The organism is Traorella massiliensis (assembly GCF_900104665.1).
Taxonomy (GTDB): domain Bacteria; phylum Bacillota_I; class Bacilli_A; order Erysipelotrichales; family Erysipelotrichaceae; genus Traorella; species Traorella massiliensis.
The window spans coordinates 140,406-165,173 of record NZ_LT629969.1; the positions used below are offsets into that span (position 1 = coordinate 140,406).

20 protein-coding genes are annotated in these 24,768 nt (G+C 33.1%); 18 read left to right on the plus strand and 2 right to left on the minus strand.

Features of this window, described 5'->3' with window-relative positions:
• The first annotated feature begins 6 nt into the window (after positions 1-6).
• The 5 genes from BQ5367_RS07935 to BQ5367_RS07955 all read left to right on the plus strand — a co-directional run bounded on the left by BQ5367_RS07935 (position 7) and on the right by BQ5367_RS07955 (position 8,488).
• The gene (locus tag BQ5367_RS07935) at positions 7-1,953 is read left to right on the plus strand and encodes an FAD-dependent oxidoreductase (protein ID WP_071442002.1); all 1,947 of its coding nucleotides are present in this window, start codon (positions 7-9) and stop codon (positions 1,951-1,953) included.
• A 12-nt stretch (positions 1,954-1,965) separates the two neighbouring features.
• Positions 1,966-3,978: a bilirubin reductase, long form gene (gene bilR / locus BQ5367_RS07940; RefSeq protein ID WP_071442003.1), complete on the plus strand. Its 2,013-nt coding sequence runs from the start codon at positions 1,966-1,968 to the stop codon at positions 3,976-3,978.
• Between the two features lie 213 nt (positions 3,979-4,191).
• Positions 4,192-5,034, plus strand: a complete 843-nt coding sequence (gene licT / locus BQ5367_RS07945; protein ID WP_071442004.1) for a BglG family transcription antiterminator LicT — start codon at positions 4,192-4,194, stop codon at positions 5,032-5,034.
• Positions 5,035-5,136: 102 nt separating this feature from the next.
• Positions 5,137-7,020, plus strand: coding sequence for a beta-glucoside-specific PTS transporter subunit IIABC (locus BQ5367_RS07950; protein WP_071442005.1), 1,884 nt, complete (start codon positions 5,137-5,139; stop codon positions 7,018-7,020).
• A 4-nt stretch (positions 7,021-7,024) separates the two neighbouring features.
• Positions 7,025-8,488: a glycoside hydrolase family 1 protein gene (locus tag BQ5367_RS07955; protein ID WP_071442006.1), complete on the plus strand. Its 1,464-nt coding sequence runs from the start codon at positions 7,025-7,027 to the stop codon at positions 8,486-8,488.
• Positions 8,489-9,068: 580 nt separating this feature from the next.
• Here BQ5367_RS07955 and BQ5367_RS07960 read toward each other — a convergent pair.
• Positions 9,069-10,805: an IS1634 family transposase gene (locus tag BQ5367_RS07960; protein ID WP_071442007.1), complete on the minus strand. Its 1,737-nt coding sequence runs from the start codon at positions 10,803-10,805 to the stop codon at positions 9,069-9,071.
• Positions 10,806-11,126: 321 nt separating this feature from the next.
• On the opposite strand from BQ5367_RS07960, the gene BQ5367_RS07965 reads away from it, so the two are divergent.
• The 11 genes from BQ5367_RS07965 (at position 11,127) to BQ5367_RS08020 (ending at position 19,577) form a co-directional block, all read left to right on the plus strand.
• Positions 11,127-11,576 carry a GNAT family N-acetyltransferase gene (locus BQ5367_RS07965; protein WP_071442008.1) on the plus strand — a complete coding sequence of 150 codons (450 nt, stop codon included), beginning with the start codon at positions 11,127-11,129 and terminating at the stop codon, positions 11,574-11,576.
• A gap of 10 nt (positions 11,577-11,586) precedes the next feature.
• Entirely contained in the window at positions 11,587-12,102 is a 516-nt protein-coding gene (locus BQ5367_RS07970) for a GNAT family N-acetyltransferase (RefSeq protein ID WP_071442009.1), read from the plus strand.
• Between the two features lie 202 nt (positions 12,103-12,304).
• Positions 12,305-12,799, plus strand: coding sequence for a hypothetical protein (locus BQ5367_RS07975; protein WP_071442010.1), 495 nt, complete (start codon positions 12,305-12,307; stop codon positions 12,797-12,799).
• 677 nt (positions 12,800-13,476) lie between these two features.
• Complete coding sequence (locus tag BQ5367_RS07985; protein WP_071442012.1) at positions 13,477-14,295, plus strand: energy-coupling factor transporter ATPase; 819 nt, start codon at positions 13,477-13,479, stop codon at positions 14,293-14,295.
• Positions 14,280-15,140: an energy-coupling factor transporter ATPase gene (locus BQ5367_RS07990; protein WP_071442013.1), complete on the plus strand. Its 861-nt coding sequence runs from the start codon at positions 14,280-14,282 to the stop codon at positions 15,138-15,140. Before BQ5367_RS07985 ends, BQ5367_RS07990 begins: the two co-directional genes overlap by 16 nt.
• Positions 15,133-15,933, plus strand: coding sequence for an energy-coupling factor transporter transmembrane component T family protein (locus tag BQ5367_RS07995; protein ID WP_071442014.1), 801 nt, complete (start codon positions 15,133-15,135; stop codon positions 15,931-15,933). Before BQ5367_RS07990 ends, BQ5367_RS07995 begins: the two co-directional genes overlap by 8 nt.
• Positions 15,924-16,658 (plus strand): tRNA pseudouridine(38-40) synthase TruA, encoded by a 735-nt coding sequence (gene truA / locus BQ5367_RS08000; protein WP_071442015.1) that lies wholly within the window; start codon positions 15,924-15,926, stop codon positions 16,656-16,658. Before BQ5367_RS07995 ends, truA begins: the two co-directional genes overlap by 10 nt.
• Positions 16,659-16,669: 11 nt before the next feature.
• The gene (locus BQ5367_RS08005; RefSeq protein WP_235858750.1) at positions 16,670-17,455 is read left to right on the plus strand and encodes a histidinol-phosphatase; all 786 of its coding nucleotides are present in this window, start codon (positions 16,670-16,672) and stop codon (positions 17,453-17,455) included.
• Positions 17,456-17,581: 126 nt separating this feature from the next.
• On the plus strand, positions 17,582-18,016 hold the full coding sequence (rplM, locus tag BQ5367_RS08010; protein WP_071442017.1) for a 50S ribosomal protein L13: 435 nt from the start codon (positions 17,582-17,584) through the stop codon (positions 18,014-18,016).
• A gap of 11 nt (positions 18,017-18,027) precedes the next feature.
• Positions 18,028-18,432, plus strand: coding sequence for a 30S ribosomal protein S9 (rpsI, locus tag BQ5367_RS08015; RefSeq protein ID WP_071442018.1), 405 nt, complete (start codon positions 18,028-18,030; stop codon positions 18,430-18,432).
• Positions 18,433-18,554: 122 nt separating this feature from the next.
• Positions 18,555-19,577: a PDDEXK nuclease domain-containing protein gene (locus BQ5367_RS08020; protein WP_071442019.1), complete on the plus strand. Its 1,023-nt coding sequence runs from the start codon at positions 18,555-18,557 to the stop codon at positions 19,575-19,577.
• An 860-nt stretch (positions 19,578-20,437) separates the two neighbouring features.
• Here the strand turns inward: BQ5367_RS08020 and BQ5367_RS08025 are convergent.
• A complete protein-coding gene (locus BQ5367_RS08025; protein ID WP_071442020.1) occupies positions 20,438-21,712 on the minus strand; it encodes an ATP-binding protein in 1,275 nt (424 codons plus the stop codon).
• A 986-nt stretch (positions 21,713-22,698) separates the two neighbouring features.
• Between BQ5367_RS08025 and BQ5367_RS08030 the strand changes: the two genes are divergently transcribed.
• Together BQ5367_RS08030 and BQ5367_RS08035 are read left to right on the plus strand one after the other, a co-directional pair.
• The gene (locus tag BQ5367_RS08030; protein ID WP_071442021.1) at positions 22,699-24,057 is read left to right on the plus strand and encodes an ATP-binding protein; all 1,359 of its coding nucleotides are present in this window, start codon (positions 22,699-22,701) and stop codon (positions 24,055-24,057) included.
• Between the two features lie 274 nt (positions 24,058-24,331).
• Positions 24,332-24,682, plus strand: coding sequence for a DUF1016 N-terminal domain-containing protein (locus BQ5367_RS08035; protein WP_071442022.1), 351 nt, complete (start codon positions 24,332-24,334; stop codon positions 24,680-24,682).
• Positions 24,683-24,768 lie beyond the last annotated feature (86 nt).

The following is a 24,768-nucleotide window of genomic DNA, read 5'->3' on the forward strand; positions in this document are numbered from 1 at the left end:
ATACAGATGGATAAATATCCACATTTGTTTTCACCGATCAAAATAGGTGAAACGGTTGTAAAGAACCGAATTTTTATGCCTCCTTTGTCAACAAATCTAGGGAACAAGGGATATGTGACAGATGAGCTGGTAGAACATTATAAAGCTCGTGCCAAAGGTGGTGTTGGTCTTTTCGTAACAGAAGTTGTTACAGTTGAGCCTACCTATGTTTATCTTCCAGGTGATATGTCAATTCATGATGATTCATTTATTGAAGGCTGGAAAAAGCTAGTCGATGGTGTTCATGAATATGGTGCAAAGATATTGCCTCAATTATTTCATCCAGCTTATATGGCTTTTCCGATTCCGGGAACACCACAGCTGATTGCACCAAGTCATGTTGGTCCATATTATGCGAAAGAAGCACCACGTCCGGTTACAAAGGATGAATTGAAAGTTATCATTCGACAATTTGGAGAAGCTGCTTATCGTGTTAAACAGGCTGGCGGAGATGGTGTAGAAATTCATGCGGCTCATGCACACGGACTTTTGGGAGGATTCCTCTCACCTTTGTATAATAAACGTGTAGATGAGTATGGCGGCGATATTAACGGACGTTTGAGATTGACCTTAGAAGTTATTGATGAGGTGCGTCGCAAATGCGGTAAGGATTTTATCATTGATGTGCGTATTTCAGGTGATGAATATAGTGATGGTGGCCTAAATATCAATGATATGATCTATGTTGCGAAACAGTTAGAAAAAGCAGGTGTTGATATGCTTCATGTATCTGGAGGTACGACGATTGCTCGTGGAAGCTCGATTCCGGCTCCTGGAACAAAGATGGGATCTCATGCGGCATTATCGGCTGAGATCAAAAAGCATGTTTCTATTCCGGTAACAACAGTAGGACGAATCACAGAACCTTGGATCGCAGAAGAACTGATTGCGAATGGTAAGGCAGATGCTTGTATGATCGGACGTGCTAATTTGTGTGATCCTGAATTTGCGAATAAGGCAAAAGAAGGAAGAGAGGATGATATTCGTCCTTGTATCGGATGTCTGCGTTGTCTCAATGGTATCATGTTTGGTAAAAGAGTTTCTTGTACGGTCAACCCTTCCTTTGAACTTGAAAATGAGGATACGTTAAAGAGTGCTGAAGTGAAGAAGGATGTATTGGTGATCGGTGGCGGTGTTGCCGGTATGGAAGCTGCCTATGTGGCTGCCAAACGAGGACATCATGTCGTTTTATGTGAAGCTAATGATGAACTTGGTGGTGCACTCAAAGCTGCTTCAGTTCCAATTGGCAAACAGGATCTGACAAGAGTGGTTAAGTTTATGAAGCGTCGTCTGGAACAGATGGATGTTGATATTCGTTATAATACTGCTGTCAATGAAGAAATGCTGGAGGATGAATTTGCTGGTTATGAAGTCATTGCGTCAACAGGAGCAAAACCAATTATTCTGAACAATCTTACTGGTTTTAAACAGTGGATGAGCGCCGATGATATCTTAACAGGGGCTGCTTTCCCAGGAAGAAAGATCGTTGTTATCGGTGGTGGCAGCGTTGGCTGTGAAACTGCGGATTATCTGGCTCCGGTCGTTCATGATCTTTATCTGCGAAATCGTGAGATCATCGTATTAGAAATGGCCAAAGGTATCATGATGAATGAAAGCGGACCAGGTAGAAGTCTTTTAGTTCAGCGAATGATGCGTAAAGGCATTGAAATGATCTGTGAAGCACAGGTGACGAAGGTTGAAACAGATAAGATCTATTATGTCAAAGATGGTGTTGAACATTGTATTAATGATGCAGATACGTTAGTCTTTGCCGTAGGTTATAAGAGTGATCCAGGTGTAGAAGAAATGCTGAAGAAGGCAAATGTTAGCTATCACCTTATTGGCGATGCCCATAAGGTCGGCAATATCAAAGATGCGATTTCTTACGGATATGAAATCGCCAGACAATTATAATAGGAGGTAATTATGAAATTATTAGATGAAATCAAAGTTGGTAATCTGACATTAAAAAATCGTGTGATGTTTCCCCCTCTGACAACAGGTTATGAGGAAAGAGATGGCTCCATTGGAGAAAGAAGTTTCAATTTCTATACAAGACTGGCAAAAGGCGGTGCATCTTATGTTGTTATCGGTGATGTTGCTCCTGTCAATACAGCTTCACCAACACCAAAACTATGTGATGATTCTCAGATTCCTACATTTAAGAAACTGGCTGATTCTTTACATGAATATGACTGTAAATTAGCTTTACAGATCTTCCATCCTGAATATGATGTGCCAGGCGTAGGAAGAATGATCATGGCTGCCAGAATGGCTGGAGTAGCTGCTCAGAAAGCAAAAGAAGCTGGTGATATGGCTACTTTTGAAGCAAAAATGGCAGAGTCTAAGAAAGTGACGGCTGATGCTTATGCGAAATTACATCATGATATGCAGCACTTTGTAAGTGAAGCTACAAAAGAACAGTTAGATGATATTAAAAATTCTATTGCTCAGTGTGCAAGAAGAGCGATGGAAGCCGGTGTAGATGCAATTGAAGTACATGGTGACCGTTTATTAGGTTCTTTATGTTCAACTGTATTGAATCACAGAACAGATGAATATGGCGGGTCTTTTGAAAATCGTATTCGTTATGCTTTAGAAGTAGTTACAGCAATTAAAGAAGCAGCTCCATCATTGATGGTAGAATATAAGCTTCCTTTCATTACTAAAAATGCAGATGGCAGTGATCGTGGTAAAGGTGGTTTATATGAAGAAGAAGGTATCATGTTTGCCAAGAAGCTGGAAGAAGCTGGTGTTGATATGATTCAGGTGGCTCAGGCAAACCATACAGGTAACATGGGTGATACGATTCCACCAATGGGAACAGTTCCATATAACTGGACATTGCCAATCTGTAAACGTGTAAAAGAAACTGTAAGTATTCCAGTAGCTACAGTTGGACGTGTTGTTAGTGTAGAAGCTGGTGAAGAAATCTTGAATAATGGTGAAGCTGATGTGATTGGTTATGGCCGTTCATTATTATGTGATCCAGATATCGCATTAAAAGCTGAAAGAGGCGAACCAATCCGTGAATGTCTCAACTGTAACAAAGGTTGTGTTGATGCAATTCAGGGACGTAAATATATCTCTTGTGTATTAAATGCAGAAAATGGCGATGAAGGAACGATCTTCATCAAACCAAGTGAAGAAAGCAAGCATGTAGTGATCGTAGGTGCAGGTATTGCTGGTCTTGAAGCTGCTCGTGTGGCTGCATTACGTGGACATAAAGTCGATGTATATGAAAAAGAAGATCGTGTTGGTGGTCAGATTCATCTAGCAGCAGTACCACCTAGAAAAGATGAAATCAAGCGTTCAGTTGAATACTATGAAAAGATCCTTCCTCGTTTAAATGTCAATGTACATTTGAATAGTGAAGCAACAAAAGATATCATGAATGATGCGGATGCAGTAATCGTAGCTGTAGGAGCTCATGATTTACAGTTACCGATTCCAGGTGCTGATTCAAGCAATGTTGTATCAAGCTGGGATGTATTGGCAGGTAAGGTAAACGTAAGTGGTCACTGTGCTGTGATTGGTGGAGGGCTCGTAGGTACAGAAACGGCTGAATATCTGCTTGAAAAAGGCTGCAAGGTATCTATTGTTGAAATGATGGATAAGATCGCTAATGGTGAATCTGGAACGATCTTACCATTGATCATGGCTGACTTTACGAAGAATGGTGTGACTCAGTATGTGAATACAAAAGTAAATAGCATTACTGATGATGGCAAGAAAGTATTGGCAACAAACACTGCAGAAGGAAAAGATGTAGAAATTGACTGCGATATGGTTGTCATGGCTGTTGGTTCTAAGAAGAATACGCTGGATGTTGAAGGTGTTACGACTCCACTTACTTATGTAGGTGACTGTTCAGGTGATAGAACAGCTAGTATTGCGGAAGCCATTCGTTCTGGTTATAACGCAGCTAACGAAATTTAATGATATTAAGATTCTTCTCTTCATGAGAGGAATCTTTTTAGTAAGATGAACTTATATAAATGAAATTAACTATATTGACAACGCTTACATCTTATGCTATATTAATTTTGTAAATCAGTATTGTGATTATTAAGTTAAGCAGGACCTGTTTACAACGTTTTGTTGTGGACTGGTCTTTTATTTTATATGTATTTATTAGAAAGGAGTCGTAGTATGATAATTTCTAAGATTTTAAATAATAATGCTCTGATTTGTATTGAAAATGATGAAGAGGTCATTGTACGAGGAAAGGGAATTTCTTATAAAAAAAGTTGTGGAGATGAAATTGAAAGTGCTGCTATTGAAAAAATATATCGTTTGGACAATAGCGTCAAATCAAAGTTCGAAGAACTAGTATCACAAATAGATTTTAAATATCTTGATTTAGCTGAAGAAATAATACAATATGCAACTATAAATATGGGAGTAAGACTGAATGATATCATTTATATTTCTCTTTCAGATCATATTGCATATACAATAGAAAGAGCCAAAGCACATACTTTAATTACTAATCCTTTACTTATTGATATAAAAAGATTTTATCCCGACGAATTTAATATTGGTTTGCATGCAATAAAATTGATCAAAGAAAAAGAAAATATTCAATTAAATGAAGATGAAGCAGGATTTATTGCATTAAACATTGTGAATGCTCAGATAAATAGTGAAAAACCAATTGCATATGAGACAACACGTCTCATTCAAAATATTTTGAATATTATAAGATTAAGATTAAATATCACATATAATGAAGACTCTGTTTACTATTATCGGTTCATTACTCACCTTAAATTTTTTGCTCAACGATTATTTTTAAAAGAAAAAAATAATGATAATTTTGATGACTCATTATTTAATATTGTAAAAGAGCAATACGTAAAAAGTTTTGAGTGTGTTCAATATATTGGGGAATTTGTAAAAAACAACTTTGATTATATATTATCACAAGATGAATTATTATATTTGACTATTCATGTACATAGAATTGCATATAGATATGAAAAGGAGGAGTGAAACTATGATATAAAAAAACATTATTGGATAGTGACACTTTAGTGGCTAGACCTGGAATAAAAAAGCATCTAAATAAATGTAATTTTAGGAAAGGAAAAAACTATGAAAAATTATGATGAAACTGCAAAAAAAATTGTTCAATTAGTTGGTGGAAAATCTAACATTAAAGCTCTTACTCATTGTGCAACAAGACTTCGTTTTGTATTATTTGATGAAACAAAAGCTTATTCTGATAAAATCAATGAACTTCCTGAAGTGGTTGCTGTTACAAAAGGTGGTGGTCAATTTCAAGTTGTTATTGGAACCAAAGTAGATATTTTCTATGAAGCAATTGAAAAACAAATAGGCTCGTTACCTGAAGATGAAAATATAGTTAGAAAATCTTTTTTTGATCGTTTATTTGAAACGATTTCTCAGATTTTCCAACCAGTATTAGGCGTATTAATAGCAGCAGGAATGATAAAAGGATTTAATAATCTATTTATTCTACTTAAATTCTATGGAGATACATCTGGTACATATTTAATAGTAAATGCTTGTGGTGATGCTATGTTTATGTTTTTACCAGTATTTTTAGGTTATACTTCAGCTAAAAAATTTGGTATGAAACCTTTTGTAGGAGCACTGATTGGAGCCATATTATGCTATCCTTCAGTACAACTATCAGCATTGCAAAGTAGTGAACCAATTTTGACATTACTTGAAGGAACAGCTTATGAAATGAAAGCATATACTTCTTTATTAGGATTACCAATTATTGCACAAAACTATACAAGTACAGTTATTCCAGTTATTGCAGCAGTATATTTTGGATCTAAAGTACATAAATTTTTAGATTCTATTATACCTGAAGTATTAAGATTTTCTCTTTCAACAACGTTTACGATCGTTATTACTATGTTCTGTTCTTTCTTAGCTATTGGACCTGCAATTAATCTTTTATCTAATTTAATAATTGAAGGATTGTTATTTATATATAACATATCTCCAGTTATTTATGGTGCTGTCGTCTGTGGTGTGATACTAGTCCTAATTATTTTTGGTTTGCATTTTGGTTTAATTGCTTTTTGTATAAGTAATGTCGCAACATATGGATATGATTATTTGATTTCAGCTCCAGGTATTATTAATGTATTTACTGCTTTTGCAGCAATGATTGCTATTTTTATAAAAAGTAAAGATTCTAAAATGAAAGAATTATCTATTTCATCAGCAGTAAGTGCTTTCTTCGGATTAACTGAACCTGCATTATATTCAGTTTTATTACCTTTAAAAAAACCGTTTATTTATTGTTGTATTGGAAATGCTATTGGTGGAGCATTATTTGGTTTGTTCAGAGTAAAGAAATTTGCATTTGGCGGTTGGGGAATTTTTCAATTTCCAACATTTGTAGATCCAACATCAGGTGATGTTTCTAATATGTTATGGGCTATCGTTGGTGTAGTTGCAGGTATGATTATTACTTTTATTTTAACATATATCGGTTATAAAGATGAGGCATTTACGACTAGTATAAATGAACATTCAGTAAAGATTGTAACTAGTCCGATGAAGGGAAAACTTGTACCTTTAGAAAAGGTTGAAGATGATGCTTTTTCAAAAGGTGGTTTAGGAAATGGAATAGCAATTATTCCAACCTTAGGAGAAGTTTATTCACCAATTGATGGAAAAGTTACTTCACTATTTCCAACTAATCATGCAATTGGAATAACGGGAGATGATAATGAAGAAATACTGATTCATATTGGAATAGATACATGTAAATTAAATGGACAGTATTTTAAGGCATTTGTAAAGCAAGGTGATAAAGTAACAAAAGGTCAATTACTAATCAAGTTTGATATAGAGAATATAAGAAAAGCTGGATATGATATTATCTCTCCTGTTACTATTACAAATAGTAAACAGTTTTTGGATGTTGTAGAAACAAACTTAAAAAATGTAAATGTTAACGATACATTAATAACAATTTTAAAAGGAGCATAGTAATATGGAAAAAATGAAAAGTGGATTCCCAAAAAATTTCTTATGGGGAGGAGCAACAGGAGCAACACAATACGAAGGTGGATTTAACGAAGGTGGGAGAGGAAAATCAAATTATGATTATATTTGTAGTATCCCTAACGCTAGAAAGAAAGGTATTCGTCATATTGGTGAACTAGACTATAAGACTTATTGTTATAATAAAAAAAATGAGAATAAACTATATTTTCCATATAGAAGAGCAACGGATTTTTATCATCATTATAAAGAAGATATCGCAATGATCGCAGAAATGGGCTTCAAAGTATTCAGAATGTCCATTTCTTGGAGCAGAATATTTCCAACCGGTGAAGAAATGGAACCAAACAGGGAAGGATTACAGTTTTATCATAATGTTTTTGATGAATTGCATAAATATAATATTGAACCTTTGGTGACAATGACTCATTATGAATTGCCTGCTGCATTAGTAGAAAAATATAATGGCTGGCAATCAAGTAAACTTATAGAATTATTTCTGAAGTACTCTAACACATTAATTGATGAATATAAAGATAAGGTAAAGTACTGGATAACATTTAATGAAATTAATGCTTTAATATGTCATCCTTTTACTAGTGGAGGCTTCTTTATTGAAAAGACAGGAAAAAATTACTTCTCAGCAATTTATCAAGCTTTACATCATCAATATGTTGCTTCTGCGCTAACAGTTAAATATCTTCATGAAACTGCTCCCAATTGTTTAATTGGTAGTATGATTGCTAGACTTGAATGCTATCCATACACATGTAAGCCTAAAGATGTTGCTGCGACTCTTTTAGAAGATCAAATTAACTTTTTTTCCTTTGATATTATGGCTAGGGGTGAATACCCTAAAAGAATGTATCGATATTTTGAAGAACAAGATATTCATATTGAATATGTAGAAGGATATGAAAATATATTAAAAAATAATACAGTTGATTTTCTTGCATTAAGTTATTATATGTCTTATGTAGTTAGTGATGATGAAGATAAAAGGGAAGAACCAGGTTATCTTGTTAAGAAGCTGAAGAATCCAAATATTCCAATGACTGATTGGGGATGGGGAATTGATCCTGAAGGACTAAGAATTACTTTAAATAGAACATACGATAGATATAAGCTCCCAATTTTTGTTGTAGAAAACGGATTAGGTACATATGATAAATTTGTTGATGGAAAAATTCATGATAATTATCGCATTGAATATTTAAAAAAACATATTGAGAAACTAAAAGAAGCTATTGATAATGGAGTTGAAGTTTTAGGTTATACAACATGGGGTTGTATTGATTGCGTATCTGCAACATATGGTGAAATGGAAAAGAGATATGGATTTGTGTATGTTGATGCAGATAATGAAGGAAAAGGTACTTATAATCGATACCATAAAGATTCTTTTTACTGGTATAAAAAAGTCATTGCTTCTAATGGAGAAGATTTAGATTAATTTTATAAGACTGCCCTTTTAATTAAGAGCGGTCTTTTTGTAAATATTACTTGCGATTTATAATCATTTTATTTATAATAGGGCTGTGAGATAGTTTTTTATGGGAGTAAACTATCTTTCTTTTTTATTGCAAGATAGCTTTATTATGATTTCAAGAAGTCGTCTGATTGAATGGATCAGCAGGCGTATTTCTTTTATCAAATCTACCATATCAGTACCTTTGCCTTTCTACAATCGACTGACCTGTAGGCTCAGGTGCTTTTTTTCTATCTCACAAGCCAAGGGACTTACATACTTGATAAGTAAAGCCCAATTAGATGATATATCTCCTTACTATTATATATGCACTAAATGATCAAAATTCCCAATAAAAATAAAATTAAATATGAAAATATGTTTTACAATATCAATATATAAAGATGAAAGGGCTGCTTCATTATGATCAAGAAGTCCTCTTTTCTTATAGAGTAAAAAAATGTTATAATCCCATCTTTGACAGTTAAAAAGTAAGAAACCTCAAGAAAACACCGAGATTAAGGGTTATTCCTGAGGTTTTGGTTTTGTAAAGATATGTAGTATTTTATTGCTTTTCCTTACTTTTTTTAATGATGCTTCTCATCTTTGATTTCTTGATGATCTCTGTATCAGTTCTGAATCCGAATACTTCGTGTAATTTATCCGTTAATTCTGTTCTTGTGTATGTCGGAATATATCCATATTCTTCTAGCCTACATACTTCCATCTTCTTCAGTGTGCTGATGATCTGTTCGGCTGTATATTCTTTTTTCAGCCTGATCTCCAGTAATCGAAAGATCATCAGTGCAATGAAACAGATCAGAAAGTGTGCTTTGATTCTGTCTTCTCTACGCAAATATACAGGTCTTGCATCGAATTCTGTTTTCATGATCCTGAAACATTCTTCAATCTGCCATCTGCGCTTATTAATGTTTATGATCTGTGCTGCATCTCCTTCTATATCGGTTACCACTGCATAGAAACCATCATACATAGTTTCTTTGTCTATCATGTCTTTATCGAGTTCATATATTTCTTTATCTGCTACCTCGCCATATTCCGTAACTGATGTCTTCTTCACAAAGCGAGCAGGATCGTTTGGATTCCTTCTCTCCTTCTTCAATTTATCTCCACTTTCGATCAGCTTCTTTGCTCGTTCTAATTGCTGCTCTCTGATCTTTTTCTGATAAGCTCTGTATTTTGGCGAATAGGTAACGATCATGGTTTCTGACAGTTTTTTTGATTCGATCGGCACTTCTTTATAGTAGATGGTTTCGTATACTTCAGGATTCGTCTCATCCAGAGCAGAAATATCGATCCATTCGTTACTTCCCAGCTTTCTGAACTGTTTTGGATCTAAGGCAGTTTCCCGGTATTCCTGTTTCAGCTTTTTCAGTGACTGGGTAACTACATAGCCTCTTCCGCCCATGTCATTGAAGAGCCTGTTGTCCTGAGAAGCGAGTCCGGAATCTGAACAGAAAATGAATTCAGAGCATTCGAAATCACGGATGACCTTCTGTTCGAGAGGTTTTAGAGTTTTCTGTTCATTCTGACTGCCTGGATAAATATCAAAAGCAAGAGGAATACCGTCTGCATCCATAAAGAGTCCCATTCCAACGATAGGATTAGGTCTATGTTCTTTGCTCTTGCCATATTTCCTCAATTCATCGGATTCTTCAATTTCAAAATAATAGTTAGTACAGTCATAATAAAGAATCTTCGTATTTCTGCTGTGTACGAAATGACTATTGCGATAGAGTTCGGACTGGATATAATCAGACTCGCCTGCAAGGACAGAAAGAGAACGATACATGTGATGAAGATCATACTCAGGCTGTTCCAGAAGAGTCTGTGCAAAAGAATAAGTGCTCTTCTTGCTGGCAGGATAAAGGATACGGGCATAGACCATATCAAGCAGGATATCCTGAAAAGGATATTCATAATCATGGCGATTCCTGATATTCCGGCAAATATTATCGAAACGCAGATCAGAGCATAGCGACTGAAGGAAGAGATAGCCGCAGTTGAAATTTCTTTGCTCGTTTAATTTGATCTGCATATTAGGATGAAAAGGGATAGAAATGGTTTCGTTTTCTTTTTTATAGGAATCGGTAGCAAGTTTAGCCTGCTGTTTCGCCCAGGCAATGACCTTATCCCTGTCATTATCATGAAGAGGGAGCAATTGATCCATGGAACCAAGCTTTTTAAAGATTTTAGAAGTACTTTTTCCATTCCTATCACGGAAAGAATGAATAATATAAACCTGTTCTGCATTTGTAGATTTACTGATACTGACACGCATAAAATATCACCAGATATATTATAACACAGAATACCACAAAACACTACATATAAAAACATAAAAATTGACAAAATTTCATTAAAAAAAAGCTTATTTTAAGCCTTATATTAAATATCATTAATTTGATAAGGTGTTAAACTCCCGCTTCATTATGATCAAGAAGTCCTCTTTTCTTATAGAGTAAAAAAATGTTATAATGTTCATATTGAAAGCGAGGTGGTCTGTATGCTGAATCATGTAGAAAATCAGACCGAGGGAGTTGTTTATTCATAATCGTTTCAATTTCTCGGCTATTTAAAAAACGATAGTATAGGAGGAAAAATGGAATTGATTTTAATAAAGGATTTTTTGGATCCGCTTTTTTGTGACGCTTTTAAACAGTATTTTAAAGAATTAGAAATTCACGTAGATGACTGGAACAAGCTTTTCAGAGAGATGAATGATGAAGGTGAGAATGTTGCCTATGTTTTGAAACAAGAAGATAAAGTCATCGGTTTTATTCAGTTTAAAGAGGAATTGTTATCTAATTGGTTCTTTGAAGAAAAGTTTGGTTTTATTCGTGAATTTTGGGTGAATAATGATGAACGGCATCAAGGATGTGGGAGTGCTCTGCTTGAAGCTTGTGAACAGTATTTTAAACAACAAGATATACATTTAATGATGTTGACAAGTGATCCGGATGCTCAGGGATTTTATCAGCATCATGGATACCGTAAAAGAGATGAAATTCATGCATTAAATGAATTGCCAGTATATGTAAAACAAATATAGAGGGGTTATTATGGAAATTGTTCAAATGAAAGAGAAATATAAAGGTAAAGAAATTGTATTTCGTTATACAAGTGAATATTATTATGAAGTTTATAGAGAAGATTTTAGTGTGCGTTTTGTACGTACACCATTTGGACAAGAAGTCCATAAAGAATTTAAAAGTACCTTACTTGAAGATTGGCTGGAAAATCCTGAACTTTATGTAATCAAAGAAAAGGATGAAATGATAGGATTTATTGAAATAAGTTTAGAGAGCTGGAATCGTCGCTTACGTATTTCAAATATCTGGGTCAATGATTCAAGACGACATCAGGGGCTTGGTTCCAGGCTGATGAATAAAGCCATGGAAAGGGCTAAAGTGCTTGGAGCACGAGCGATTGTTTTAGAAACACAAAGCTGTAATGATAAGGCCATTTCTTTTTATAAGAAACATGGATTTATAATGATCGGGTTTGATCTTATTAGTTATTCAAATGAAGATATAAATAAAAAAGAAGTGCGTATTGAAATGGGAAAGATTCTTTAAAGAAGCTATGCCAGAATATTTGAATTTATTATATTGTTTTTATAATTTTAATGATTGGATGATTAAGCTAGATTGTTTTATAAAAAACTGATGAAGATGTATGAGATACTTTACATATATTATTGACATACCTATTATACTATGATATTTTATAGTTGTGAAAGCCTTTCACAATACATGATGAGAAGGGAAGGAATTTATTATGAAATTCAGTAAGATTTTATGTGTAATTTTAGTTAGCTTTTTTACTGTCCTATCTGCTTCTAAACCTATTTATGTTAATGCAGAAGAAATTAGTCCAACAGCATGGCCAGGAAGACCAGGTGGAAATGGTGATGAATCAGAAGAATGGTTGCAAGGCAGTTATGGGCAAACTAACGGCCCATGGAAACTTATATATACATCTAAGGGTAGTGTTAATGCTTTGAATACTCAAAAAAGTGTTGCTGATACTATTGGGCTTGGAATTGTTGGAGCATTAAGCGGAAATATTTTGGCAGGAACAAAAGCGCTTGTTGTTAGTGGATTGGTTACAGCTACTGGGGTAGCTACTACTGTTTATGGTGGTTATGAAGGTGTGTATTATATTTCTAAGACTTATATATCCGGGAGATGTATGAAAACTGTTATAACTACATATCGTAATTCCAATTATACCGGATTTGTAAAGCAATATGAGAAATATACAAAGTGGTGAAAATGCTTTATTTATATTGGCTGTTTTTTATAATAATTGTATCGGTAATAGGATTTTTAAATTATAGTCTTATACCGTATTTTATATTAGTTTTTGGAAATATCTACTTTTTAATATTGTATAAGCTTAAAAGGTGGAAAGCTTCTAAATTAAATATTGTTGTTATTGCTTTAACAAATTTAATTTGCCTGCTTTTATTGATACTCAAAAACAAATAGTATGTTTTAAAATTAATGAGAAATGGTATTTTACTGATATTGGAAATATATTATATTTTTTCTGAAAGCATGCATATGAATCAACAAAAAATATATGCTTAATAAATCACGGATTAAATGAAGACAGATGACTATGAAAGGAATCAGTTAGTCGTTTTATGGTTCGAAAACGGGAAATACATATTTGAGGTGAAGCAAATCTGTTTATGAAGATAGAGAATTAACACTAATTCATATAATTATAAATGATTGATATACAGTATTCTCTAAAATTGAAAATAATATTTCATGGCATGAACTAAAGTATGATATTAGGTTCATGCTTTTTTATGACATTTTGTTTTGTGCTTAAATGAATATGAATTATTTAGGATTGAAACTAACGCTTTGGAAAAGCAGAGAAAGTTTGCAAAAGCGGTAGTGATGAAGTATAATAAATGGCGTGTTGTGGAGGAAGAAATGAAAAAAATTGAAGTAAAAGATTGTACATTTTCATATGACGATACTGTTAATGCTGTAGATTCCATTTCTTTTTCTGTTGAAGAAGGAAGCTATACCACCATTATAGGTCATAACGGAAGCGGTAAAAGTACCATCGCAAAACTTACAATCGGCTTATTAGAGATGAAAAGCGGAGAAATCAAGATCGATGGACTTCTTTTGAATGAAGAAAATCTAAATGATATTCGTGAAAAAGTCGGGATCGTTTTTCAAAACCCGGATAATCAGTTTATTGGCGCAACAGTTGCGGATGATATTGCTTTTGGTTTAGAAAATCATCAAGTGGCAAGTGAAAAGATGGATGAGATCATTCAGGAGTATGCGAAAAGAGTAAATATGAGTGATTATCTGAATCGGGAACCAGTCTCTTTAAGTGGCGGACAGAAACAGCGTGTAGCCATTGCAGGTGTTTTAGCCATGAATCCAGATATCATTATTTTTGATGAGGCAACGAGTATGCTTGATCCTAAAGGAAAAGCAGAGATCAATGCGTTGATTCATGAATTAAATGAAAAAAATCAGATGACGATTCTTTCAATTACGCATGATATTGAGGAAGTCGTAAAAAGCGATTATGTGATCGTTTTGGATAAAGGTAAGGTTGTGCTTGAAGGAAAACCAAAAGATGTGTTGCTTCATGAAAAGCAGCTGATTGACTTAAAGCTTGATATTCCTTTTTCATTGAAAGTGATCAACGAATTAAAAAAACAGGGAATTGAATTAAAGAAGTCAATTACATTAGAAGGGCTGGTGGATGAGTTATGCCAATTGAGATAAGAAATCTTTCGCATGCTTATCATGCAGATACAACTTTGGCAAAAACAGCGATCCATGAAATTAGTCTGCGTATTGAAGATGGTGAAATGTGTGCTTTGATCGGTGAAACAGGTAGTGGTAAAAGTACTCTTGTTCAGCATTTAAATGCATTATTATTACCTAGTGAAGGCGAACTTGAAATCAATGGGAAGTGTATTTATGCCCATGTGAAAAATACAGGTTTAAAAGCATTGCGTAAAGAAGTAGGGCTGGTATTTCAATTTCCAGAGTATCAGCTTTTTGAGGAAACAATATTAAAAGATATCGCTTTTGGTCCTAAGAATTTTGGAGTAGAAGTAGAAGAAGCAGAAAAAATTGCCCGGGAAATGATTAAGGTCGTAGGACTTGATGAAAGTTATTTGGAGAAAAGTCCTTTTGAGTGTTCCGGTGGTGAAAAAAGAAGAATTGCGATTGCTGGTATTTTAGCAATGAATCCTAATATTTTAGTGTTTGATGAACCAACGGCAGGTCTGGATCCTAAAGGTGCAAAGGACATGATGGAGCTTTTCCGTAAATTAAACAAAGAATATCATAAAACTGTGATTCTTGTTTCTCATGATATGGAGCACGTCATGAATTACTGCGATCGTGTTTTGGTGATGAGTGAAGGTCATATCATTCAAGATTGTCCAGTGAAAGAATTTTTTAGAAGCAGCGAACTGTTAAGAAAACTGAACATCAATCCGCCACAGATATTGCTTTTAAAAGACATGTGTGCTGAAAGAGGAATTCATATACGTGATGATGTTTTTACGATTGAGGAATGCGTGGCAGATATTGTGAAAGAGGTGAAGGATCATGAATAGCTTTACCTTAGGAAGATATATCCCTCTTGATTCATTGATGCATCGTTTTGATCCACGAGCTAAGATCGTAGCTATGTTCCTTTTGATGATTGCGATTTTTATACCAAGCGGTTTTGTGGGATATATTGGGATCTTTTTCATTATTTGTATTGGCATTTACGCATCAAAGCTAAATCTGAAATTTTTCTGGAATGCTATGAAGCCAATGTTTTTTATGCTGGGGGTATTGTTAGTAATTAATGTTCTGGTTGTAAAAAGTGGTGAGCCATTGATTACGATTGCTGGCTTTACGATTTATTGGAATGCCTTGTCACAGACAGGATATATTGCGGTTCGTCTGGTATTGATGATCGTTATTACGACTTTACTGACAGCAACAACAAAGCCGACGGATCTGACAATAGCGTTAGAAGATTTGATGAAGCCTTTGAAAAAGATAGGTTTTCCTGCTAATGAGATTGCGATGATCATCTCGATTGCATTGCGTTTCATTCCTACATTGATTGAGGAGACACAACGTATTATCAAGGCTCAGACATCTCGTGGTGTTGATTTGCAGGAAGGAAAATTAAAAGAAAAAGTCATGGCAATCTTATCTTTGATCGTACCTTTATTTGTATCAAGTTATCAAAGAGCGGAAGAACTTGCGAATGCGATGGAAGCAAGAGGCTATGTTCCAAGCAGGACACGTACTCGTTATCGTCAGTTACAAATGGCAGGTCGTGATTTTGTTATGCTTGCAGTATGCATGCTTGTACTTCTTTCAACGATAGGGATCATGATATGGTTATAAAATGTATTGTCAGCTATGATGGAACAAATTATAAAGGCTGGCAGATTCAACCAGGCTTAAAAACGGTCCAGCAAGAAATTGAAGATGCATTGGCTCTGATTCATGGTGGCGGGCGTATCGAAATCACTGCTTCAGGAAGAACAGATGCGCAGGTGCATGCGATAGGTCAAGTTTTTCACTTTGAAACCATGAAGGAAATGGAAATGGATAAGTGGAAATATAAACTGAATCGGCTCTTGCCTAAAGATATCCGTATACGTGAGGTAGTTTTGGAAAAAGATGATTTTCATGCTCGCTTTTCATGTGTATCGAAACGCTATGATTATTATATTTCGTTGGATGATGAGAATCCTTTTGTAAGAAATTATATGTGCGTAGAGAAAAGAAAGCTGGATACGGATGCGATGAAAGAGGCTGCAATGGTATTTGTTGGTACTCATGATTTCACAAGTTTTACATCAAGTAAGATTCATGAAGAAAAAAGTCGTGTGCGTACGATCAGTGAATGCAGTGTACATGTATTTGATGATCATATTCAATTAATATTTAGAGGAGATGGCTTCTTACGTTATCAGGTAAGAATGATGGCTCAAACAATTATTGAAACAGGTTTGCATCATCTTGAAGTTAAAGATGTGAAAAGGATGCTGGATGCCTGTGATAAACATGCTTGTCGTTATAAAGCAGCAGCATGTGGTTTATATTTAGTAGAGGTAAATTATTAGGAGGTGTTGAAGTGAAGAATTTTCATACGCATACAAGCCGTTGTATGCATGCCAGTGGCAAAGATGAAGAATATGTACTGGCAGCCATTGAGGCAGGTTATGAGGTACTTGGATTTTCAGATCATACGCCATGGAAGTATGATAGTGATTTTGTAGCGAATATGCGAATGCCGTTATCTCAGTTTGATGAGTATTATCAGAGTATTTCTTCTTTAAAAGAAAAATATAAGGATCAAATTGAAATCAAGATAGGATTAGAATGTGAATATTATCCAAAGTACATGGAATGGCTGAAATCATTTGCGAAAGAATATCGATTAGATTATTTAATCTTTGGCAACCATTATTATGAGAGTGATGAATATCATATGTATAATGGAGCTTGTACTCGCAATGATGAAATGTTGGATAAATATGTTGAAAGTACAATAGAGGGATTAGATACAGGTGTTTATTGTTATTTAGCTCATCCTGATTTGTTCATGCGAGCTCGCCGCTGGGATAAGAAATGTGAAGAAGCAGCTCATCGTCTTAGTGCTTACTGCAAAGAGCATGATGTGTTGATGGAATATAATCTGGCAGGACTTAGAAGTTCTATTTCAAGAGGGATCATGGAATATCCTCATGATGAATTTTGGAAGATTGCGGCACAGTATGGAAATCGTGTTATTATTGGTGTTGATGCACATTCTCCAAAACATTTGAGAGATACGAGTTTATATGAAGTCTCTTACAATAAGCTAAAAGATTTGAAGATGGAAATCGTAGAAGATATTGATTTCTTACATTACGAGTAATTTATCACGGATAAAGCTTAAAATTGTCAATTTATGCTTGACATGGGGCTATTTTAAAGTAAAATATAAGAAGGCCACTTTTTGTTTTTTAGCCCCGGAAACTAAAAATCGAAAGGAAATTGAAATATGCGCCAAACTACATTTATTAAGCCTGCAGAAGTAAAGCGTCAATGGTATGTTGTTGACGGTGCAGGACAGACATTAGGTCGTCTAGCTACTCAGGTAGCAGCAGTGTTGCATGGTAAACACAAACCAACTTTCACACCAAACGTTGACTGCGGTGATTATGTAATCGTAATCAACGCTGACAAGATCGTCATGACTGGCGATATGGAAGGAAAGAAATACTATAACCATTCACAGTATCGTGGAGGTTTACGTACTCGTACAGCTCGTACGATGAAGGAAAAATATACCGTTGAATGGGTAGAATTAGCTATTCAGGGTATGCTGCCACACACTCGTTTAGGTGACCAGCAGAGAAGACACCTGTTCGTTTACACAGGTGCAGAACATCCACACGCTGCTCAGAAGCCAGTTGTGATGGAAATTAAAGGATAGGAGGAAGAGATATGGCTACTAAGAAAAATAACGTAACTTACAATGGTACAGGACGTCGTAAAACTTCTGTTGCTCGTGTCTACATGACTCCTGGCAAAGGTAATATCGTTGTAAACGGAAAAACTTTGGAAGAATATTTACCTTTGGAAACTTTAAGAATGGTTGTTCGTTCACCACTTGAATTGACTGAAACTTTAGGTCAGTTTGATGTGAAGATCAACGTTTATGGTGGAGGATATACTGGACAGGCAGGAGCAATGCGTCATGGTATCACTCGTGCTTTATTACAGGCAAGTGCTGATTACAGACCAGCATTAAAAGCTGCAGGATTTGTTACTCGTGATCCTCGTGCTAAAGAACGTAAGAAATACGGTCTGAAAGCAGCTCGTAGAGCACCACAGTTCTCAAAACGTTAGTAATAATTGTTGTGAGAAAATTAGAGAAGTATTTAGACATAGTGAGTGTTTAGATGCTTCTTTTTTTCTTTTTAAAATAAGGGTATAATAAGAATAATTAATATTGAAAGGAGTAGTTGATTGTGGAAAATAATTTGTTAAACAATGAAGCATTAGTAAATAAAATTGCTAGTATTATCACAAATGCTAGAAATAATGTCGCAAAACAAGTAAATAATGAACTTTTAAATGCTTATTGGAATATTGGTCGTGTTATTGTTGAAGATGAATTGAAGAATAATCGTGGTGAATATGGGAAAAAACAATTACTTGCTATTTCAAAAAATCTTACTAATAAATTTGGAAAAGGTTTTTCACAATCTAATTTATATAACATGAAAATGTTCTATACGAAATATCCAATTTTCCAGTCAGTGACTGGAAAATTGAGCTGGACTCATTATTGCGAATTATTATATATATCTGATGATGACAAACGTAGTTTCTATGAAAAAGAAGCAATTAATGCAAATTGGTCAGTAAGAGAGTTAAAAAGACAAATTAGCTCTTCATTATTCGAAAGGTTGTTATTATCAAATGGGGAGACTAATAAAAAGAAGGTTCTTGAATTAGCGCTAAAAGGAAATGAAATTGCCAAACCAGAAGATATAGTAAAAGATCCTTATGTTTTTGAATTTCTAGGTCTGCCAGAAAATAAACCAATGATGGAATCTGATTTGGAAGAAGCTCTTGTTAGACAAATTGAAAAGTTTCTTTTGGAACTTGGAAAAGGATTTATGTTTGTAGGAACTCAGCAAAGAGTAACGTTCGGGAATACTCATTATTATGTTGATATGGTTTTCTATAATAAAATTTTAAGATCTTATGTATTGATAGAATTAAAAACTATCAAATTAATGCCTGAAGCAGTTGGGCAACTTAATATGTACTTGAATTATTATACAGCAGAAATTAATGACGAAAATGATAATCCACCAATTGGATTGATTTTATGCACTGATAAAGGCAATGTTGATATGCAGTATGCATTAGGAGGCTTGAGTAATAATATTTTTGCTTCAAAATATGTAACATATATGCCTGATAAGGAACAATTAATTGCTCAGGTTGAAGCTGTATTATCATCTAATAATAATACAGAATAAGTGGATATAAGTTTTGTGAGTGGTTATGGCAATGCAACAAGTAAGCGACAAAAAGGCTTAAAAACCCTTATTTTATAAGGTTTCGGAGTTCTCAAAACGTTAATATTTTTAGGTTTAAGAGAGAAGGAAAGCCCCATAAAATGGGGCTTTTTTTCACCTTTTTAGAACTAGTTTTTTAGCTTAAAGTAGCAATAAGGTAACAATAAAGCAGCAAGTATTCTCACTAACTATGTGGTGATAGAATGTGGCCTTGCTGCTTTATCTTTATTTATATACAAATTTTTATGAAAAATGTGGTGAGATAATTGCACTTTATATTTACTAATGAGTATAACAAATTTACTTTAAAGATGGAACATACATTTTGTTTATTGCTTCTATTAAAGTATTAATTTCTAGATATTTATAAATTTACTCAGCCTATGATATAGCACCTGATGACTTACTATAATTTTAAAAGATGTCTGAACCATTCTTCCTCTTTCTAATAGAGAAATACAAGTATATCTAGTACAATATTGTGTAACAATTTTTGAGATTATAAGGTTCCATTAAATGTGTCAATATGAAATACATAACATTGAACAAATCTCTGATTTTTAAGTATCGGATAATACTTTTTGCAAGTCCTAATTATTCTTTGCAGATTCATTGTTATGTAAATCCGAGTATACTTAAATGAGAATTTGTATGCTTGGATATTAATGAAATCTTTCCAATGAGCATGATATACTGTGACAGTTCATAGTATAGTTTATAGGTGTATTGATATTTGCTCGGTAGAATAGTATCACCTTTATTTGTTGATAAGAAAAAGGAACTCCAACAATTTGAAGTTCCTTTGAAATCATTTTTCTTTATTAGAATAAATCAACTTTATTCAGCAAAAAATCAACTAAACTACAATGATAAAATCCATTATCATCATAAAAGTTATGACTGATGTCATTTCTCACAACTATTTTCTTGAAGAAATCTTTTGTTAACTTAAATGAATCTAATTCAGAATCTATTTTTTTCTCATCTTCCATTCTTAATGCGGATTGTATATAAATTCTACGATCTCCGTCGTTCACAACAAAATCTATCTCTTTTAATGCGTTTCTTCCATCTCTTCTATCAGTTACAACTCCGACATCAACAGAGTATCCTCTGCGAATCAAATCATTGTAAATTGCATTTTCCATCAAATGTCCTGGATCATATTGTCTAAAATTCAATCGTGCATTTCTTAATCCTAGATCTGTAAAATAATATTTATTAGGATATTTAAAATATGATTTCCCTTTAATATCATATCTTTTGGCGATTGAAACAAGAAAAGCATCGATAGAATGATTGATATAGCTCGAAACTAAATTACTATCAATTTTTTCTTTACGTGCATCACTGATAGCGTTTGCTACTTTTGTAGGATTAGTAAGTGAACTGATTTGAGAAGATAAATAATCTAATAATTGTTCAAGAATATCAGGTCTTTCGATTTTATTACGCTCAATAATATCTTTTATATAGACTTCATCATATAAAGAAGATAAATACTTTTTCTTAGCTGTTTCATCTTTGAATGAAAGAATACGAGGCATGCCACCATACAATAAATACTGTTCTAAACATTCTTTTGTATCTCCACCAAAGAATGAATAGTATTCTTGGAAAGATAAAGGATATACATGAATTTGAGTTGATCGTCCTCTAAATTCAGTTATGATATCGGATGATAACATTTTAGAATTTGATCCAGTAACATATACATCTAAGTTCTTATATGAGTTTAATTCATTTAGCATATCATAAATCGTTACAGGGATATTATCATTTTCTTCATCGATAACAGTACGAGAAAGTTGAACTTCATCAATAAAAAGATAATATTCTTTGTTTGTATCGGTAATCAGATTCTCTACATAATCGCAAAGCATGATAGGATTTCTATATTTGTAATATTTTCTTTGATCTAAAGATAATGTAATAATTTGTTCTTCTTTAATTTCTTTATTTGTGAGATATTCTTTGAATAAATCGAATAAAAGAACTGATTTACCAACTCTCCTCAAGCCTGTAATTACTTTAGTCTGCCCATCCCACATACTATTAATAATTTGATTAAGATAATAATCACGATTAATCAACATATAACACCCTCTCATTATCTAGAAGTATCGACGAATATGTCGTAACTTCTAGATATATTTTAACACTTTAGTGAACATGAGACAATAAATAATATCATTTGTATGATGATGCTAATTTTATTAATTATAATTTCCCCACTTATTATAATTGAGTTTTCTTAAAAAATATTCTTGTTTTCATCTACTAGGCGATAGCCTTGTGATAAGGAAATAGTTTTAGTAGTAAAAATTGCACCTTAAAAATTACATGAATACGATGCCTAATCATTGTGATGATTCCTATATGTATTTAAATTATTATGCAGTGGAAGTTAAAGATAAAAATGATAATTCTCCAATTGTCTTGATTTTATGTACTGATAAAGGTAATGTGGCAAACATTAATTAATTAAGTTGAAGCTACAATATCGTCTAATAATAATAGAGATTGAGCATATATATGCTTTTATGAGTAGTTATGGCAATGCAACAGGTAAGCGACAAAAAGGCTTAAAAACCCTTATTTTATAAGGTTTCGGAGTTCTCAAAACGTTAATCGTTGTATTGAGAAGAATAGAGAAGTATTTAGACATAGTGAGTGTTTAGATGCTTCTTTTTTTTGTGTGATAAGTGGAATAATATGGTTATAAAAAAACTGCTAAGTAATCAAATTTATCGAATTTGGGTAACTTTTAGCTTTGTATTGATGTGATATGGCATATTTTCATAATATGTAGCATGTATTGTAGACAAAGATAGTATTTGACTGTAAATAAGTAAAATTTAGAGATTATATGAATTACAGTACGGATAAACTATTGATATGGAAGAACAAGATTTATTAGGAAGATTTATTTTTCTAAAAAAGTGAATTTAAATAAATGTGCGTTTAATCTTATAAAGAGTATTATTTAAACTTGCGTATAATCTTAAATAGAGTTATAATATGCGTATAATCAGAAAGTAAATGTATATAAATATTGCGTATAATAGGAAAAGGTGGCAATATGATATTAAAAAGGAAAGTATATGATAAATTATTGCAATGGAAAAATGAAAGCAATGGTGGGAAAGCCATTCTTATTGAAGGGGCACGCCGTATAGGAAAGAGTACAATTGCTGAAGAATTTGCCAAAAACGAATATGAAAGCTATATATTGATTGACTTTGCAAAGAAAGATATTGAAGTTGAATCGTATTTTAATAAATATTTGAATGATTTAGATACTCTTTTTATGCTGCTTCAAGCTCATTTTGGGGTTCATCTTAGAAGACGGAAATCAGTTATTATCTTTGATGAAGTTCAAATGTTTCCTCAAGCAAGAGCTGCCATAAAATATTTAGTATTAGATGGTAGGTATGATTATATAGAAACAGGTTCTTTAATCTCAATTAAAGAGAATGTTAAAAACATTGTAATCCCTTCTGAAGAAAGACAACTTTCGATGTATCCTTTGGATTTTGAGGAATTTTGTTATGCATTAAATGAGGAAATAATAATTGATTATATTAAAGCGTGTTTTAGAGAAAGAAAGCCTCTGGAAGAATCATTGCACAAAAAAGCAATGTTACTATTTAAACAATATATGCTTGTTGGTGGTATGCCGATGCCTGTAATCAAATATATTGAAAATGATAAAAGTTTCTTTGAGGCAGATAAAGAAAAAAGAGATATTTTATCCCTTTATAGAGAAGATATCATGAAAATAAATGCTCGATATAGAAGTAAAGTGTTGGCAATTTTTGATCAAATTCCAGGACTTTTATCAAAACATGAAAAAAGAGTTGTTTTTAAGGAAATCAAGGAAGGTTCTCAAGCCGATCAATACGAAGAAACTTTTTTCTGGTTAGCTGATTCAATGATTTCGAATGAGTGTTTTTTGTGTAATGATCCAAGTGTAGGTTTATCAATAAATGAAGATAGAACTTATGTTAAATGTTATTTAGGAGATACGGGTCTTTTAGTTAGTCACGCTTTTGACGAAAATGAGTTGCTTGAGGAAGAAGTTTACAAACAAATACTTTTAGATAAATTATCTTTAAATGAAGGAATGTTATATGAAAATGCAATAGCACAGATGCTTGTAGCAAATAAACATAAATTATATTTTTATACCCATTACAATACTGAAAAACATCGTAATGATATTGAAATAGATTTTCTCTTATCGAACAATAGTAAATTAAAGTATAAACTATATCCGATTGAGGTTAAATCAGGCAAGAAATATTCGACATCTTCTTTACTTAAATTTAAAGAAAAATATAAAAATCGAATTGGAGAATGTTATATTATTCATCCTAAGAATTTATCTATCAAGGACGACATAGTTTGTATTCCACCTTATATGACCTTTATGTTATAGAAAAATAATAGGTATCATGGCGGTTCATAGAATAAAAGATGTATTGTGTTTATTTGTGTTGGACTAAGCAGTTAAGGAAATCCAACAGGTAAGAAACAAATATGCCATAAAACCTATATTTCATAGGATTTCGGAGTTCTCAAAACGTTAGTAATAATTGTTGTGAGAAGATTAGAGAAGTGTTTAGACATAGTGAGTGTTTAGATGCTTCTTTTTTTTTTTTTTAAAAGAAGGGTATAATAAGAATAATTAATATTGAAAGGAGTAGTTGATTGTGGAAAATAATTTGTTAAACAATGATGCATTAGTAAGTAAAATCGCTAGTATTATCACAAATGCTAGAAATAATGTCATTAAAAATATTAATGCTGAGTTAATTAATGAATATGAGTTAATTAATGAATATTGGAATATAGGACTTATTATAGTTGAGGGTGAGTTAAAATCTCAGCGTGGCGAATATGGAAAAAAATTATTTACACTATCGAAAACTCTTACAAATAAATTTGGAAAAGGATTTTCTCGAGAAAATCTTCAAAATATGAGATTGTTTTATTTAAAATATCCAAATTGCCAGACACTGTCTAGCAAATTAAGTTGGTCACATTATTGCGAATTATTATAGTTTTGAAAGTAAGGTAGAGAGGTTTTTAAAGGAAATATTACTGTTGTTTAAAAGTATATTCTGGAATGATACTAAGAGATTTGAAT